We start from the raw sequence: 16,133 nt of genomic DNA, 5'->3' as shown, positions 1-16,133 counted from the left end.
AGATCGTTAGTCAATTAAAGTGCCATGTTCAGTATTGTTTCCGCCACTTCAGCAGTAATTTTTCCATGTTCACCTAATGCGATGTGCCCATGTTCTTTTAACTTGCCGATAACAGCTGAAATATCTTCCGCGCCCAGACCATAATCAGAAAGTCGGGTTTTAACGCCCATCAGTTCAAAAAATTCCACGGTGGCATTGATAGCCTCATCGGCCATTTTTTCGCTATCAGACTCAGGAATATTCCAGACACGCGCACCGTACTGAGCCAGCTTTTCTGCTTTTTCCTTTTTGCACAAGCGCCATAGTGCAGGCATAACGATAGCGAGGGTACGGGCGTGGTCGATTCCGTATAATGCAGTAATTTCCTGGCCAATCATGTGAGAAGCCCAGTCAGTTGGGACACCTGCGCTCAACATTCCATTCAGGGCCATCGTCGCAGCCCACATGATGTTAGCTCTGGCGTCGTAGTTCTGTGGATTTTTAAGGGCTACTGGGCCTTCTTCTTTCAGCGTGCTCAGCAGTCCTTCCGCCAGGCGATCCTGCACCTTAGCGTTAACCGGGTAAGTAATGTATTGCTCAAGAACGTGGACAAAGGCATCAACAACCCCGTTTGCGGTTTGTTGTTCAGGCAGCGTGTAGGTCATTTCCGGTTCGAGCACTGAAAATTTCGGCATAACGTAAGGGGAGGTGAAAAAGAGTTTATCCTGGGTGGTCACCCGATTAATCACCGCCGTGTTATTCATCTCTGAACCCGTGGCCGCCAGGGTCAGCACGCATCCAAAAGGGAGAGCTTGTTTCACCACGCCGCCATAACTCTTGACGATCTCCCATGGATCATTTTCGTAGAGGGCTGCGGCGGCAATAAATTTAGTCCCGTCGATCACTGAACCGCCGCCCACGGCCAGAAGAAAATCAATTTTTTCTGTTCTGACAATCTCAACGGCTTTCATCAGGGTTTCATAATGAGGGTTTGCTTCTACACCGCCAAACTCATAAACCAGGGTGTTTGTCAGGGACTCTTTTACGCGTTTCAATATACCGTGTTTTATAACGCTGCCCCCGCCATAGACAATCATGACCTTTTTACCCTGCGGGACTTCTTGTGCTAACGCAGAAATTTGATCGCGACCAAAAAGAATTTTTACCGGATTATGATAGATAAAATCTTGCATAATGATTACCTCATTTTCAGAATTAAAAGCCGTCACTACAACGAGGACATATTCACGTCGTGGAATATAAAGTACCATTTTGAATTTTATTTATTAATCAACATAAATTTCACTTACTTGTGAAATTTATTTGATAATTAATGACAGACTGGTACGCTGACGTCTCCAGTAGGGACCGAGGAGGAGGAATCGTGTGGATGAATTAAAGGTTTTTTTAACAGTGGCCAGGCTGAAAAGCTTTACCAAAGCCGCAGCTGAAATAGGTGTGACACCCTCAGCCATCAGCCACACGGTGAAATCTCTTGAGGAAAGGCTTGGGATCCGCCTGCTGGCCAGAACCACCCGCAGTATCTCCACTACGGAAGCAGGTGAAAGGCTCATTAACGAAGTTGGCCCGTTAATGGAACAGGTTGATGATGCTATTAGTCGGTTGAGTGAGCTTAGGGAAAAACCCACTGGCGTCATACGCCTCACGGCGGCAGATGATGTTATCCAGTATTTGATCCGTCCTGTATTACCGGACTTTCTGAGTCGCTACCCAGATATTCAGATTGAAATCGGCATTGACTATGGATTTACAGATATTGTTGATCAGCGTTTTGATGCCGGGATTCGTCCGGGCGATGTTCTGAATAATGATATGATTGCCGCAAAAATAAGCCAGAACTGGCGCCAGCTTGTTGTTGCTGCACCAGATTATTTTAAGCGTTATGCTAAGCCCAGGAAGCCGCAGGATCTTTTGAACCACAACTGCATTAACGTCCGCTATTCTGATACGAGTGGATTGTACGCCTGGGAATTCGAGAAAGATGCTCAGAAATTCAGTCTGAAAGTCAAAGGGCAATATATTGCGAACAGCACGATTCATCAGCTCGATGCAGCATTAGACGGGCTGGGGATTGCCTATATTCCCGAGTATGTTGCAGATGGATATATCAAAAGCGGCAAGCTGATTGCTGTTCTGACCGAGTGGTGTCCATATTTTGACGGCTACCATATTTATTATCCTCACCGCCGACAGGATTCTCCTGCGTTTATGGCTTTTCTGCAACTTTTGCGCGACAGGTACAATAATGGAATAAGATAAATTTATGAGTAAAGGATTATGTCCACGATAAGCACCTGGGTCGATTCCTGGGAGGCGGCCATGAGGGTAGGGAAGCGCCGTCCCGTCAAGTCAGCGTAATGCTCTGCCAGTGTTACAACCAATTAACCAATTCTGATTAGAAAAACTCATCGAGCATCAAATGAAACTGCAATTTATTCATATCAGGATTATCAATACCATATTTTTGAAAAAGCCGTTTCTGTAATGAAGGAGAAAACTCACCGAGGCAGTTCCATAGGATGGCAAGATCCTGGTATCGGTCTGCGATTCCGACTCGTCCAACATCAATACAACCTATTAATTTCCCCTCGTCAAAAATAAGGTTATCAAGTGAGAAATCACCATGAGTGACGACTGAATCCGGTGAGAATGGCAAAAGCTTATGCATTTCTTTCCAGACTTGTTCAACAGGCCAGCCATTACGCTCGTCATCAAAATCACTCGCATCAACCAAACCGTTATTCATTCGTGATTGCGCCTGAGCGAGACGAAATACGCGATCGCTGTTAAAAGGACAATTACAAACAGGAATCGAATGCAACCGGCGCAGGAACGCTGCCAGCGCATCAACAATATTTTCACCTGAATCAGGATATTCTTCTAATACCTGGAATGCTGTTTTCCCGGGGATCGCAGTGGTGAGTAACCATGCATCATCAGGAGTACGGATAAAATGCTTGATGGTCGGAAGAGGCATAAATGCCGTCAGCCAGTTTAGTCTGACCATCTCATCTGTAACATCATTGGCAACGCTACCTTTGCCATGTTTCAGAAACAACTCTGGCGCATCGGGCTTCCCATACAATCGATAGATTGTCGCACCTGATTGCCCGACATTATCGCGAGCCCATCTATACCCATATAAATCAACATCCAGGTTGGAATTTAATCGCGGCCTCGAGCAAGACGTTTCCCGTTGAATATGGCTCATAACACCCCTTGTATTACTGTTTATGTAAGCAGACAGTTTTATTGTTCATGATGATATATTTTTATCTTGTGCAATGTAACATCAGAGATTTTGAGACACAACGTGGCTTTGTTGAATAAATCAGATTTCGGGTAAGTCTCCCCCGTAGCGGGTTGTGTTTTCAGGCAATACGCACGCTTTCAGGCATACCTGCTTTCGTCATTTTGTTCAGCGCTCGTACCAGGGCCATAGCCTCCGCAACCTGACCATCGTAGTCACGCAGCGTCAGTGAACCCCCGAACAGCTGTTTTACCCGGTACATCGCCGTTTCCGCTATCGAGCGACGGTTGTAATCTGTTGTCCATTTCCACCGCGCATTACTCCCGGTCATTCGCTGATTAGCCACTGCACGGTTACGGTCTGCATATTCACCGGGCCAGTAACCCGCGCCTTTTCGGGGCGGGATAAGCGCGCTGATTTTCTTACGCCGCAGTTCATCGTGACAGAGCCGGGTGTCGTAAGCGCCGTCTGCCGATGCTGCCCTGATTTTTCTGTGAGTCTGCCGGATAAGACCCGGGAAGGCTTCTGAGTCCGTCACATTGTTCAGCGACAGGTCTGCACAGATGATTTCATGTGTTTTACTGTCAACGGCGAGATGCAGCTTACGCCAGATACGGCGGCGTTCCTGGCCATGCTTTTTGACTTTCCACTCGCCTTCACCGAAGACCTTCAGCCCGGTGGAATCAATCACCAGATGCGCGATTTCACCCCGGGTGGGCGTTTTGAAACTGACATTAACCGACTTTGCCCGCCTGCTGACACAGCTGTAATCCGGGCAGCGTAGCGGAACGTTCATCAGAGAAAAAATGGAATCAATAAAGCCCTGCGCAGCGCGCAGGGTCAGCCTGAACACGCGTTTAATGACCAGCACAGTCGTGATGGCAAGGTCAGAATAGCGCTGAGGTCTGCCTCGTGAAGAAGGTGTTGCTGACTCATACCAGGCCTGAATAGCTTCATCATCCAGCCAGAAAGTTATGGAGCCACGGTTGATGAGGGCTTTATTGTAGGTGGGCCAGTTGGTGATTTTGAACTTTTGCTTTGCCACGGAACGGTCTGCGTTGTCGGGAAGATACGTGATCTGATCCTTCAACTCAGCAAAAGTTCGATTTATTCAACAAAGCCGTTTTGAAACTGACGTTAACCGACTTTGCCCGCCTGCTGACACAGCTGTAATCCGGGCAGCGTAGCGGAACGTTCATCAGAGAAAAAATGGAATCAATAAAGCCCTGCGCAGCGCGCAGGGTCAGCCTGAATACGCGTTTAATGACCAGCACAGTCGTGATGGCAAGGTCAGAATAGCGCTGAGGTCTGCCTCGTGAAGAAGGTGTTGCTGACTCATACCAGGCCTGAATAGCTTCATCATCCAGCCAGAAAGTTATGGAGCCACGGTTGATGAGGGCTTTATTGTAGGTGGGCCAGTTGGTGATTTTGAACTTTTGCTTTGCCACGGAACGGTCTGCGTTGTCGGGAAGATGCGTGATCTGATCCTTCAACTCAGCAAAAGTTCGATTTATTCAACAAAGCCGATAGACTTTCCTCCGACTGAAACAACAGGATGATTGAGCCCATGCTTCGATACGAGTTAACGCCGAACAATGCAGGTTTTATACTGTGGGGAGATTCAGAAGCCCTGAATGAATTACATGAACTCATTCATTACATCGTGGATGAAAGCCCACTGATTAAAGTTAAAGACGGATTTATGTTATCCCTTGCCTATGATATTCGTAAAGCACGGGAAGGTAATCGTCGTGTTGAGCAACATCAGTATGATCAACATGATACATATAAGCTTTATGGTGTTGAGCTTTTATGGCCTCTGGTCCTGGTACAGTCCTCAATACTCAGAAACTCAATGGGTTATATTCAGACAGACAAAAACCAGCTGTCTGTCATGTATGCCTTTGAATACCTGATAGAATCAGCATTAACAGAGTCTGAGAGAACAACGTCGAATGATATTATGCTAACAGTAAAATATGCATCAGACTCTGATTTTAATTTCATTGAGGATAATATTGACAGCAGGTGCTGCTATTTTATCAGCCTATCTCCGGAGCAAAGAAAAAAGCAGTTAATCAGTATTGTTCGTTCTTTTCATTCATTATGGGGTAAGTATGCCCGTGAAAAGCAGGACATAAAGATGCTGAACGAAATGAATAATACATCATGGGTCTGGCCGGACAATATCAACTGGTGAGCAACCACTGTCCGGCCAGTGAGTACCATCAGCGGGCTCTTTTACCAAAAATGTCCTCTGAACGTGACTGAAGCTGTTTGAGTGCTTCGAGCATGTCATCATTATCCAGTGAGCGCTGGGATTTCTTCCCTTCCTGCTTTGGCCGTCGTCGGGAAGGGCCATCTCCAGCGGGAATTGACTGAGAGCGCGTGTTATCCCGCTTGCTCTGCACCAGACTGATAAACTCCAGGGTTCGGCCAAGACGCTTGTTATCGACAATCGCGCCCTGGTCGATTTCTGACAGTCGGTCGTAGGTAGAGTAGGGAAGTAGCGTACCGTTCAGGCGCAGCTCTTTTCTGCCATCAGGATAGTGATACACATCGATATATTTACCTATTGCACGGCGACTCAGTTCGCTGTCTTCAATCAGGTACAACATTTTATCATATTGTATCGTCAACGATTTTGAGACTTTACGTTTTTCACGAACAGTGAAAATAAGCCCCAGGTCCTCATCATGTTCTACAGCACGGTGTACGTCAAAATCATGTCGCGGTACTTTGCCAAAACGGCGGTTATAGTCAGCCATATAGGCCTCAGCGAAGTCATTTGCAGCCTCCATTGAACAAATGCCCTGTAACCGCAGCTCTTTGACCAGACGATCCTGTAAAGTGAGGTGAGCTCGTTCTACACGCCCTTTGGCGGGACTGGTTTCTGCACAGATAGTCTGGATGTTCAGTTCATGCATGGCTCGCCCAAACTGAGTATGCCCGTCTCCGCCTGTGGCGTGTTTATTGTTAACACGAAAAACACCGGCTTTATCGCTGTACAGTGCCAGCGGTTTACCATGCTTATCGATATAGCGCCGCGTGGCTTCGAAGTAAGAAAACGTGGACTCCGATTTAACAAACAACAGTTCCATCAGTTTGCTGGTTGCATCATCAACATAGACCAGCGCGGTGCAGGCCGGGCCACGGCCTTCAAACCAGTCGTGATCACAGCCATCTATTTGTATCAGCTCACCAGTACACGGACGCCGGTACCGTGGTTGAGGGATCCTTGCGGCACGTTGTTTACGGGGAACCCATAAGCCAGCCCGCACCATGATGCGCCGGACAGTTTCTTTGCCAAGAAACAGTCCGTGGAGTTCTTCGAGCTTTTCACGCGCCAGAGTCGGACCGAAATCAGCATAACGCGTCTTGATCAGTTCCAGAGCCTGATCTGCGAGCCCGGGTGGCAACTGGCGGTTACCACGCATGCCACATCGTCTGCTGGCCATACCAAGCGGTCCGCCTTCCCTGATTTTTCTGTGAGTCTGCCGGATAAGACCCGGGAAGGCTTCTGAGTCCGTCACATTGTTCAGCGACAGGTCTGCACAGATGATTTCATGTGTGTTGCTGTCAACTGCCAGATGCAACTTTCGCCATATACGACGGCGTTCCTGGCCATGCTTTTTGACTTTCCACTCGCCTTCACCAAAGACCTTCAGCCCGGTGGAATCAATCACCAGATGCGCGATTTCACCCCGGGTGAACGTTTTGAAACTGACGTTAACCGACTTTGCCCGCCTGCTGACACAGCTGTAATCCGGGCAGCGTAGCGGAACGTTCATCAGAGAAAAAATGGAATCAATAAAGCCCTGCGCAGCGCGCAGGGTCAGCCTGAATACGCGTTTAATGACCAGCACAGTCGTGATGGCAAGGTCAGAATAGCGCTGAGGTCTGCCTCGTGAAGAAGGTGTTGCTGACTCATACCAGGCCTGAATAGCTTCATCATCCAGCCAGAAAGTTATGGAGCCACGGTTGATGAGGGCTTTATTGTAGGTGGGCCAGTTGGTGATTTTGAACTTTTGCTTTGCCACGGAACGGTCTGCGTTGTCGGGAAGATGCGTGATCTGATCCTTCAACTCAGCAAAAGTTCGATTTATTCAACAAAGCCGCCCCGCAGAGTCCGGAACGCTGATACGGATCCATATCATTAGTAACAGCGAAAGTACTGACATAATACCGAACGTCAGGCGCCAGCCAAGATAATGCCCAAGCCAGGTTCCCAGCGGAACGCCTAGTGAGAGCGCCAGCGGTGTCCCAGCCATGGCTATCGCCATAGCCCGACCCTGATGAAGCGGCTCAACAATTCGGCGTGAAAACCCCGCCAGCAGGCTCCACGCCAGTCCCGCAGCCGCCCCGGCCCCCAAACGCGCTAACAGGGTCAGGTAAACATTTGATGAAAGTGCGGTAATGGTATTAAAAATGAAGAATCCCGCTACGGTCATTAATAAGACATATTTCCGATTCCACGACCGGGTAACGATAGTTAACGGAATAGCGGCAAATAATGACCCGAGGGCGTAGACGGTGACCCACTGGCCTGCGCTAGCCAGCGAAATATTCATTCCCTTACTGATTTCTGGCAATAATCCTGCTGGAATAGTTTCCGTCATGATGCAAATAAATCCGGTCATCGCAAAAGCCATTAATGGCATATAGGGAAATGTGTCATTCATTTTCTGCATTTTGCAATACCGTTAATGTTTAATTAAGCCTGCCAGGTGCGCAGGCTTAGCGCCTAATAGAGTAGATCGTTAGTCAATTAAAGTGCCATGTTCAGTATTGTTTCCGCCACTTCAGCAGTAATTTTTCCATGTTCACCTAATGCGATGTGCCCATGTTCTTTTAACTTGCCGATAACAGCTGAAATATCTTCCGCGCCCAGACCATAATCAGAAAGTCGGGTTTTAACGCCCATCAGTTCAAAAAATTCCACGGTGGCATTGATAGCCTCATCGGCCATTTTTTCGCTATCAGACTCAGGAATATTCCAGACACGCGCACCGTACTGAGCCAGCTTTTCTGCTTTTTCCTTTTTGCACAAGCGCCATAGTGCAGGCATAACGATAGCGAGGGTACGGGCGTGGTCGATTCCGTATAATGCAGTAATTTCCTGGCCAATCATGTGAGAAGCCCAGTCAGTTGGGACACCTGCGCTCAACATTCCATTCAGGGCCATCGTCGCAGCCCACATGATGTTAGCTCTGGCGTCGTAGTTCTGTGGATTTTTAAGGGCTACTGGGCCTTCTTCTTTCAGCGTGCTCAGCAGTCCTTCCGCCAGGCGATCCTGCACCTTAGCGTTAACCGGGTAAGTAATGTATTGCTCAAGAACGTGGACAAAGGCATCAACAACCCCGTTTGCGGTTTGTTGTTCAGGCAGCGTGTAGGTCATTTCCGGTTCGAGCACTGAAAATTTCGGCATAACGTAAGGGGAGGTGAAAAAGAGTTTATCCTGGGTGGTCACCCGATTAATCACCGCCGTGTTATTCATCTCTGAACCCGTGGCCGCCAGGGTCAGCACGCATCCAAAAGGGAGAGCTTGTTTCACCACGCCGCCATAACTCTTGACGATCTCCCATGGATCATTTTCGTAGAGGGCTGCGGCGGCAATAAATTTAGTCCCGTCGATCACTGAACCGCCGCCCACGGCCAGAAGAAAATCAATTTTTTCTGTTCTGACAATCTCAACGGCTTTCATCAGGGTTTCATAATGAGGGTTTGCTTCTACACCGCCAAACTCATAAACCAGGGTGTTTGTCAGGGACTCTTTTACGCGTTTCAATATACCGTGTTTTATAACGCTGCCCCCGCCATAGACAATCATGACCTTTTTACCCTGCGGGACTTCTTGTGCTAACGCAGAAATTTGATCGCGACCAAAAAGAATTTTTACCGGATTATGATAGATAAAATCTTGCATAATGATTACCTCATTTTCAGAATTAAAAGCCGTCACTACAACGAGGACATATTCACGTCGTGGAATATAAAGTACCATTTTGAATTTTATTTATTAATCAACATAAATTTCACTTACTTGTGAAATTTATTTGATAATTAATGACAGACTGGTACGCTGACGTCTCCAGTAGGGACCGAGGAGGAGGAATCGTGTGGATGAATTAAAGGTTTTTTTAACAGTGGCCAGGCTGAAAAGCTTTACCAAAGCCGCAGCTGAAATAGGTGTGACACCCTCAGCCATCAGCCACACGGTGAAATCTCTTGAGGAAAGGCTTGGGATCCGCCTGCTGGCCAGAACCACCCGCAGTATCTCCACTACGGAAGCAGGTGAAAGGCTCATTAACGAAGTTGGCCCGTTAATGGAACAGGTTGATGATGCTATTAGTCGGTTGAGTGAGCTTAGGGAAAAACCCACTGGCGTCATACGCCTCACGGCGGCAGATGATGTTATCCAGTATTTGATCCGTCCTGTATTACCGGACTTTCTGAGTCGCTACCCAGATATTCAGATTGAAATCGGCATTGACTATGGATTTACAGATATTGTTGATCAGCGTTTTGATGCCGGGATTCGTCCGGGCGATGTTCTGAATAATGATATGATTGCCGCAAAAATAAGCCAGAACTGGCGCCAGCTTGTTGTTGCTGCACCAGATTATTTTAAGCGTTATGCTAAGCCCAGGAAGCCGCAGGATCTTTTGAACCACAACTGCATTAACGTCCGCTATTCTGATACGAGTGGATTGTACGCCTGGGAATTCGAGAAAGATGCTCAGAAATTCAGTCTGAAAGTCAAAGGGCAATATATTGCGAACAGCACGATTCATCAGCTCGATGCAGCATTAGACGGGCTGGGGATTGCCTATATTCCCGAGTATGTTGCAGATGGATATATCAAAAGCGGCAAGCTGATTGCTGTTCTGACCGAGTGGTGTCCATATTTTGACGGCTACCATATTTATTATCCTCACCGCCGACAGGATTCTCCTGCGTTTATGGCTTTTCTGCAACTTTTGCGCGACAGGTACAATAATGGAATAAGATAAATTTATGAGTAAAGGATTATGTCCACGATAAGCACCTGGGTCGATTCCTGGGAGGCGGCCATGAGGGTAGGGAAGCGCCGTCCCGTCAAGTCAGCGTAATGCTCTGCCAGTGTTACAACCAATTAACCAATTCTGATTAGAAAAACTCATCGAGCATCAAATGAAACTGCAATTTATTCATATCAGGATTATCAATACCATATTTTTGAAAAAGCCGTTTCTGTAATGAAGGAGAAAACTCACCGAGGCAGTTCCATAGGATGGCAAGATCCTGGTATCGGTCTGCGATTCCGACTCGTCCAACATCAATACAACCTATTAATTTCCCCTCGTCAAAAATAAGGTTATCAAGTGAGAAATCACCATGAGTGACGACTGAATCCGGTGAGAATGGCAAAAGCTTATGCATTTCTTTCCAGACTTGTTCAACAGGCCAGCCATTACGCTCGTCATCAAAATCACTCGCATCAACCAAACCGTTATTCATTCGTGATTGCGCCTGAGCGAGACGAAATACGCGATCGCTGTTAAAAGGACAATTACAAACAGGAATCGAATGCAACCGGCGCAGGAACGCTGCCAGCGCATCAACAATATTTTCACCTGAATCAGGATATTCTTCTAATACCTGGAATGCTGTTTTCCCGGGGATCGCAGTGGTGAGTAACCATGCATCATCAGGAGTACGGATAAAATGCTTGATGGTCGGAAGAGGCATAAATGCCGTCAGCCAGTTTAGTCTGACCATCTCATCTGTAACATCATTGGCAACGCTACCTTTGCCATGTTTCAGAAACAACTCTGGCGCATCGGGCTTCCCATACAATCGATAGATTGTCGCACCTGATTGCCCGACATTATCGCGAGCCCATCTATACCCATATAAATCAACATCCAGGTTGGAATTTAATCGCGGCCTCGAGCAAGACGTTTCCCGTTGAATATGGCTCATAACACCCCTTGTATTACTGTTTATGTAAGCAGACAGTTTTATTGTTCATGATGATATATTTTTATCTTGTGCAATGTAACATCAGAGATTTTGAGACACAACGTGGCTTTGTTGAATAAATCAGATTTCGGGTAAGTCTCCCCCGTAGCGGGTTGTGTTTTCAGGCAATACGCACGCTTTCAGGCATACCTGCTTTCGTCATTTTGTTCAGCGCTCGTACCAGGGCCATAGCCTCCGCAACCTGACCATCGTAGTCACGCAGCGTCAGTGAACCCCCGAACAGCTGTTTTACCCGGTACATCGCCGTTTCCGCTATCGAGCGACGGTTGTAATCTGTTGTCCATTTCCACCGCGCATTACTCCCGGTCATTCGCTGATTAGCCACTGCACGGTTACGGTCTGCATATTCACCGGGCCAGTAACCCGCGCCTTTTCGGGGCGGGATAAGCGCGCTGATTTTCTTACGCCGCAGTTCATCGTGACAGAGCCGGGTGTCGTAAGCGCCGTCTGCCGATGCTGCCCTGATTTTTCTGTGAGTCTGCCGGATAAGACCCGGGAAGGCTTCTGAGTCCGTCACATTGTTCAGCGACAGGTCTGCACAGATGATTTCATGTGTTTTACTGTCAACGGCGAGATGCAGCTTACGCCAGATACGGCGGCGTTCCTGGCCATGCTTTTTGACTTTCCACTCGCCTTCACCGAAGACCTTCAGCCCGGTGGAATCAATCACCAGATGCGCGATTTCACCCCGGGTGGGCGTTTTGAAACTGACATTAACCGACTTTGCCCGCCTGCTGACACAGCTGTAATCCGGGCAGCGTAGCGGAACGTTCATCAGAGAAAAAATGGAATCAATAAAGCCCTGCGCAGCGCGCAGGGTCAGCCTGAACACGCGTTTAATGACCAGCACAGTCGTGATGGCAAGGTCAGAATAGCGCTGAGGTCTGCCTCGTGAAGAAGGTGTTGCTGACTCATACCAGGCCTGAATAGCTTCATCATCCAGCCAGAAAGTTATGGAGCCACGGTTGATGAGGGCTTTATTGTAGGTGGGCCAGTTGGTGATTTTGAACTTTTGCTTTGCCACGGAACGGTCTGCGTTGTCGGGAAGATACGTGATCTGATCCTTCAACTCAGCAAAAGTTCGATTTATTCAACAAAGCCGTTTTGAAACTGACGTTAACCGACTTTGCCCGCCTGCTGACACAGCTGTAATCCGGGCAGCGTAGCGGAACGTTCATCAGAGAAAAAATGGAATCAATAAAGCCCTGCGCAGCGCGCAGGGTCAGCCTGAATACGCGTTTAATGACCAGCACAGTCGTGATGGCAAGGTCAGAATAGCGCTGAGGTCTGCCTCGTGAAGAAGGTGTTGCTGACTCATACCAGGCCTGAATAGCTTCATCATCCAGCCAGAAAGTTATGGAGCCACGGTTGATGAGGGCTTTATTGTAGGTGGGCCAGTTGGTGATTTTGAACTTTTGCTTTGCCACGGAACGGTCTGCGTTGTCGGGAAGATGCGTGATCTGATCCTTCAACTCAGCAAAAGTTCGATTTATTCAACAAAGCCGATAGACTTTCCTCCGACTGAAACAACAGGATGATTGAGCCCATGCTTCGATACGAGTTAACGCCGAACAATGCAGGTTTTATACTGTGGGGAGATTCAGAAGCCCTGAATGAATTACATGAACTCATTCATTACATCGTGGATGAAAGCCCACTGATTAAAGTTAAAGACGGATTTATGTTATCCCTTGCCTATGATATTCGTAAAGCACGGGAAGGTAATCGTCGTGTTGAGCAACATCAGTATGATCAACATGATACATATAAGCTTTATGGTGTTGAGCTTTTATGGCCTCTGGTCCTGGTACAGTCCTCAATACTCAGAAACTCAATGGGTTATATTCAGACAGACAAAAACCAGCTGTCTGTCATGTATGCCTTTGAATACCTGATAGAATCAGCATTAACAGAGTCTGAGAGAACAACGTCGAATGATATTATGCTAACAGTAAAATATGCATCAGACTCTGATTTTAATTTCATTGAGGATAATATTGACAGCAGGTGCTGCTATTTTATCAGCCTATCTCCGGAGCAAAGAAAAAAGCAGTTAATCAGTATTGTTCGTTCTTTTCATTCATTATGGGGTAAGTATGCCCGTGAAAAGCAGGACATAAAGATGCTGAACGAAATGAATAATACATCATGGGTCTGGCCGGACAATATCAACTGGTGAGCAACCACTGTCCGGCCAGTGAGTACCATCAGCGGGCTCTTTTACCAAAAATGTCCTCTGAACGTGACTGAAGCTGTTTGAGTGCTTCGAGCATGTCATCATTATCCAGTGAGCGCTGGGATTTCTTCCCTTCCTGCTTTGGCCGTCGTCGGGAAGGGCCATCTCCAGCGGGAATTGACTGAGAGCGCGTGTTATCCCGCTTGCTCTGCACCAGACTGATAAACTCCAGGGTTCGGCCAAGACGCTTGTTATCGACAATCGCGCCCTGGTCGATTTCTGACAGTCGGTCGTAGGTAGAGTAGGGAAGTAGCGTACCGTTCAGGCGCAGCTCTTTTCTGCCATCAGGATAGTGATACACATCGATATATTTACCTATTGCACGGCGACTCAGTTCGCTGTCTTCAATCAGGTACAACATTTTATCATATTGTATCGTCAACGATTTTGAGACTTTACGTTTTTCACGAACAGTGAAAATAAGCCCCAGGTCCTCATCATGTTCTACAGCACGGTGTACGTCAAAATCATGTCGCGGTACTTTGCCAAAACGGCGGTTATAGTCAGCCATATAGGCCTCAGCGAAGTCATTTGCAGCCTCCATTGAACAAATGCCCTGTAACCGCAGCTCTTTGACCAGACGATCCTGTAAAGTGAGGTGAGCTCGTTCTACACGCCCTTTGGCGGGACTGGTTTCTGCACAGATAGTCTGGATGTTCAGTTCATGCATGGCTCGCCCAAACTGAGTATGCCCGTCTCCGCCTGTGGCGTGTTTATTGTTAACACGAAAAACACCGGCTTTATCGCTGTACAGTGCCAGCGGTTTACCATGCTTATCGATATAGCGCCGCGTGGCTTCGAAGTAAGAAAACGTGGACTCCGATTTAACAAACAACAGTTCCATCAGTTTGCTGGTTGCATCATCAACATAGACCAGCGCGGTGCAGGCCGGGCCACGGCCTTCAAACCAGTCGTGATCACAGCCATCTATTTGTATCAGCTCACCAGTACACGGACGCCGGTACCGTGGTTGAGGGATCCTTGCGGCACGTTGTTTACGGGGAACCCATAAGCCAGCCCGCACCATGATGCGCCGGACAGTTTCTTTGCCAAGAAACAGTCCGTGGAGTTCTTCGAGCTTTTCACGCGCCAGAGTCGGACCGAAATCAGCATAACGCGTCTTGATCAGTTCCAGAGCCTGATCTGCGAGCCCGGGTGGCAACTGGCGGTTACCACGCATGCCACATCGTCTGCTGGCCATACCAAGCGGTCCGCCTTCACGGTAACGGGCAAGAAGTCTGCGGCATTGCCTGTCGCTGATACCGAGGTGCTCGGCCGCACGGCGCGTTGTGATGCGACGTTCAATGACGTCCTGTATAATCTTGATCCGGTTGATCTCTTTCAAAGTAAACACTCCTGAGCTTTCTGCGCTCATGATATGCCTCCCGGTAGTTTAAACGGACCAGTGAAGCTTACCATAGCGCGGACATCTGAATTGAGCCACAGGCGGACATTACTATTGAGCCATTACAACCTTAGTACGTATAATGTATATTATGTTAAATGACCTGTGGTGATAATGAGTTTGTGATTTGATCGCTGAGTTGACACTGCTATTATCTAAGACTTAAGGTTGGAATCATAAGTTTTTCAATAAATTATCCTGCTAATTCACAGTCCTCACGGGATGAAGGAGCTCTCTGATGAATCTACCCGGTCAGCAGTCGCCTGACAGCACCCTTCCCTCTTATGATCTCTCTCGAAGCCTTGGCCTACAGGCCGGTACTGATCTCGACTTTAAAAAGCTAGCCGCGCAGCTCGACTGTACACGTAACTTTTACAATGTCGGCATCATTTTCGATGATGGCAAGCAACGCTGGCTGGTTCGTCCGTCACGACGCATTGCTGATGTGAATCAGAGCACCGTCAGCCATGTGGTCATCAGTAAAATTCCGGTTACTAAGGAAACCAGTGCGGAAAAAGCCGTGGTGGCGACGTTAACCACGCCGTCACTTGCGACTGAAATCACTTCAACCGGTTTCGCCTGTGGCGCGATGATTGTTACGCTTGTCATGGCGTTTGGTGCCGGTGCGGCTGTGCCTTTTACCGCTGGCGGATCCGGCGTGATTGCGGCGATTAGCCTGTCCGGCTCGTTGGCTACGGGAGCACAATGCATGATTGGCGCGGGCCGTCTGCTGGCTATCCATAACGACCATGGTTCCGATGTTGCCTGGCTCGACAGCCAGGACTGGTACGTTGCCACCACAACGGTTCTGGATGTCATTTCGCTGACTGCGGCAGGAACCGCGCTACGAGGTACTTTAGAAACGTACAAGCTGATGAAAGCGGCATCTTCAGGTAAAGTTACCGCCTGGTTCCAGAGCATGAGCCGTGCCGAGCGTAAGCGCATCACGGAAGAGATTATTAAAGCGCAGAATCCAGGCATCTCCAGTGCTGGCGTAAAGGCCGCGATCCGTGCAGGTGTTTATCCGAAACGTTTCCCCAGCGAATCGTTACAAAAATCACTGCAGCGCGAGTTAATGAGTGCGGTCAACAACGCATCGGCCTTTGTGGGGAGTTCACTCACAGGGACTATCCGCAACCCACAAAATACCGTCCAGTCAGGGCGTTATGTAGTTGGTGTGCTGCAGTCATTTTTACCTAACTAAACGCTGAGTATAT

General features: G+C 48.1%; 13 protein-coding genes and 3 pseudogenes. 5 read left to right on the top strand and 11 right to left on the bottom strand.

The features are described from left to right. Positions 1-14: 14 nt before the first annotated feature. Positions 15-1,172, bottom strand: a complete 1,158-nt coding sequence (locus tag O1722_RS12010; protein WP_021243026.1) for an iron-containing alcohol dehydrogenase — start codon at positions 1,170-1,172, stop codon at positions 15-17. Between the two features lie 193 nt (positions 1,173-1,365). Between O1722_RS12010 and O1722_RS12005 the strand changes: the two genes are divergently transcribed. Then, complete coding sequence (locus O1722_RS12005) at positions 1,366-2,259, top strand: LysR family transcriptional regulator (RefSeq protein WP_012695469.1); 894 nt, start codon at positions 1,366-1,368, stop codon at positions 2,257-2,259. A gap of 136 nt (positions 2,260-2,395) precedes the next feature. Here the strand turns inward: O1722_RS12005 and aph(3')-Ia (O1722_RS12000) are convergent, their stop codons facing one another. From aph(3')-Ia (O1722_RS12000) to O1722_RS11990, 3 genes and pseudogenes are all read right to left on the bottom strand, one after another. Next, positions 2,396-3,211 (bottom strand): aminoglycoside O-phosphotransferase APH(3')-Ia, encoded by an 816-nt coding sequence (gene aph(3')-Ia / locus O1722_RS12000; protein ID WP_012695470.1) that lies wholly within the window; start codon positions 3,209-3,211, stop codon positions 2,396-2,398. A 160-nt stretch (positions 3,212-3,371) separates the two neighbouring features. Further along, positions 3,372-4,340, bottom strand: a complete 969-nt coding sequence (locus O1722_RS11995; RefSeq protein WP_013815099.1) for an IS5-like element IS903B family transposase — start codon at positions 4,338-4,340, stop codon at positions 3,372-3,374. A gap of 31 nt (positions 4,341-4,371) precedes the next feature. Then, positions 4,372-4,743: pseudogene (locus O1722_RS11990) on the bottom strand (IS5/IS1182 family transposase); the annotation flags it as partial. A gap of 74 nt (positions 4,744-4,817) precedes the next feature. Between O1722_RS11990 and O1722_RS11985 the strand changes: the two are divergent. Next, a complete protein-coding gene (locus tag O1722_RS11985; RefSeq protein ID WP_001567369.1) occupies positions 4,818-5,450 on the top strand; it encodes a DUF6904 family protein in 633 nt (210 codons plus the stop codon). A gap of 28 nt (positions 5,451-5,478) precedes the next feature. Here O1722_RS11985 and O1722_RS11980 read toward each other — a convergent pair whose 3' ends face one another. The 3 genes and pseudogenes from O1722_RS11980 to O1722_RS11970 form a co-directional block, all read right to left on the bottom strand. Continuing rightward, on the bottom strand, positions 5,479-7,335 hold the full coding sequence (locus tag O1722_RS11980; RefSeq protein ID WP_479954285.1) for an ISNCY family transposase: 1,857 nt from the start codon (positions 7,333-7,335) through the stop codon (positions 5,479-5,481). Positions 7,336-7,365: 30 nt separating this feature from the next. Next, positions 7,366-7,932 (bottom strand): annotated as a pseudogene (locus O1722_RS11975) (MFS transporter); the annotation flags it as partial. Positions 7,933-8,018: 86 nt separating this feature from the next. After that, the gene (locus O1722_RS11970; protein ID WP_021243026.1) at positions 8,019-9,176 is read right to left on the bottom strand and encodes an iron-containing alcohol dehydrogenase; all 1,158 of its coding nucleotides are present in this window, start codon (positions 9,174-9,176) and stop codon (positions 8,019-8,021) included. A gap of 193 nt (positions 9,177-9,369) precedes the next feature. Here O1722_RS11970 and O1722_RS11965 point away from each other — a divergent pair, with 193 nt between their 5' ends. Next, on the top strand, positions 9,370-10,263 hold the full coding sequence (locus O1722_RS11965) for a LysR family transcriptional regulator (RefSeq protein WP_012695469.1): 894 nt from the start codon (positions 9,370-9,372) through the stop codon (positions 10,261-10,263). Between the two features lie 136 nt (positions 10,264-10,399). On the opposite strand, the gene aph(3')-Ia (O1722_RS11960) is transcribed toward O1722_RS11965, so the two are convergent. The 3 genes and pseudogenes from aph(3')-Ia (O1722_RS11960) to O1722_RS11950 all read right to left on the bottom strand — a co-directional run. After that, the gene (gene aph(3')-Ia, locus O1722_RS11960; RefSeq protein ID WP_012695470.1) at positions 10,400-11,215 is read right to left on the bottom strand and encodes an aminoglycoside O-phosphotransferase APH(3')-Ia; all 816 of its coding nucleotides are present in this window, start codon (positions 11,213-11,215) and stop codon (positions 10,400-10,402) included. 160 nt (positions 11,216-11,375) lie between these two features. Next, positions 11,376-12,344 (bottom strand): IS5-like element IS903B family transposase, encoded by a 969-nt coding sequence (locus tag O1722_RS11955; RefSeq protein ID WP_013815099.1) that lies wholly within the window; start codon positions 12,342-12,344, stop codon positions 11,376-11,378. 31 nt (positions 12,345-12,375) lie between these two features. Then, a pseudogene (locus tag O1722_RS11950) lies at positions 12,376-12,747 on the bottom strand (IS5/IS1182 family transposase); the annotation flags it as partial. 74 nt (positions 12,748-12,821) lie between these two features. Between O1722_RS11950 and O1722_RS11945 the strand changes: the two are divergent. Then, entirely contained in the window at positions 12,822-13,454 is a 633-nt protein-coding gene (locus O1722_RS11945; protein ID WP_001567369.1) for a DUF6904 family protein, read from the top strand. Between the two features lie 28 nt (positions 13,455-13,482). Here the strand turns inward: O1722_RS11945 and O1722_RS11940 are convergent, their stop codons facing one another. Continuing rightward, positions 13,483-14,886 (bottom strand): ISNCY-like element ISKpn21 family transposase, encoded by a 1,404-nt coding sequence (locus tag O1722_RS11940; RefSeq protein ID WP_001567368.1) that lies wholly within the window; start codon positions 14,884-14,886, stop codon positions 13,483-13,485. Positions 14,887-15,154: 268 nt separating this feature from the next. On the opposite strand from O1722_RS11940, the gene O1722_RS11935 reads away from it, so the two are divergent. After that, on the top strand, positions 15,155-16,120 hold the full coding sequence (locus O1722_RS11935) for an Ssp4 family T6SS effector (protein WP_033487773.1): 966 nt from the start codon (positions 15,155-15,157) through the stop codon (positions 16,118-16,120). Positions 16,121-16,133 lie beyond the last annotated feature (13 nt).

It is taken from the genome of Enterobacter cloacae complex sp. HYC003_NIDB (genome assembly GCF_056673375.1).
Note: the sequence above shows the minus strand (reverse complement) of the source record. Positions and strands in the feature narration are given on the sequence as shown.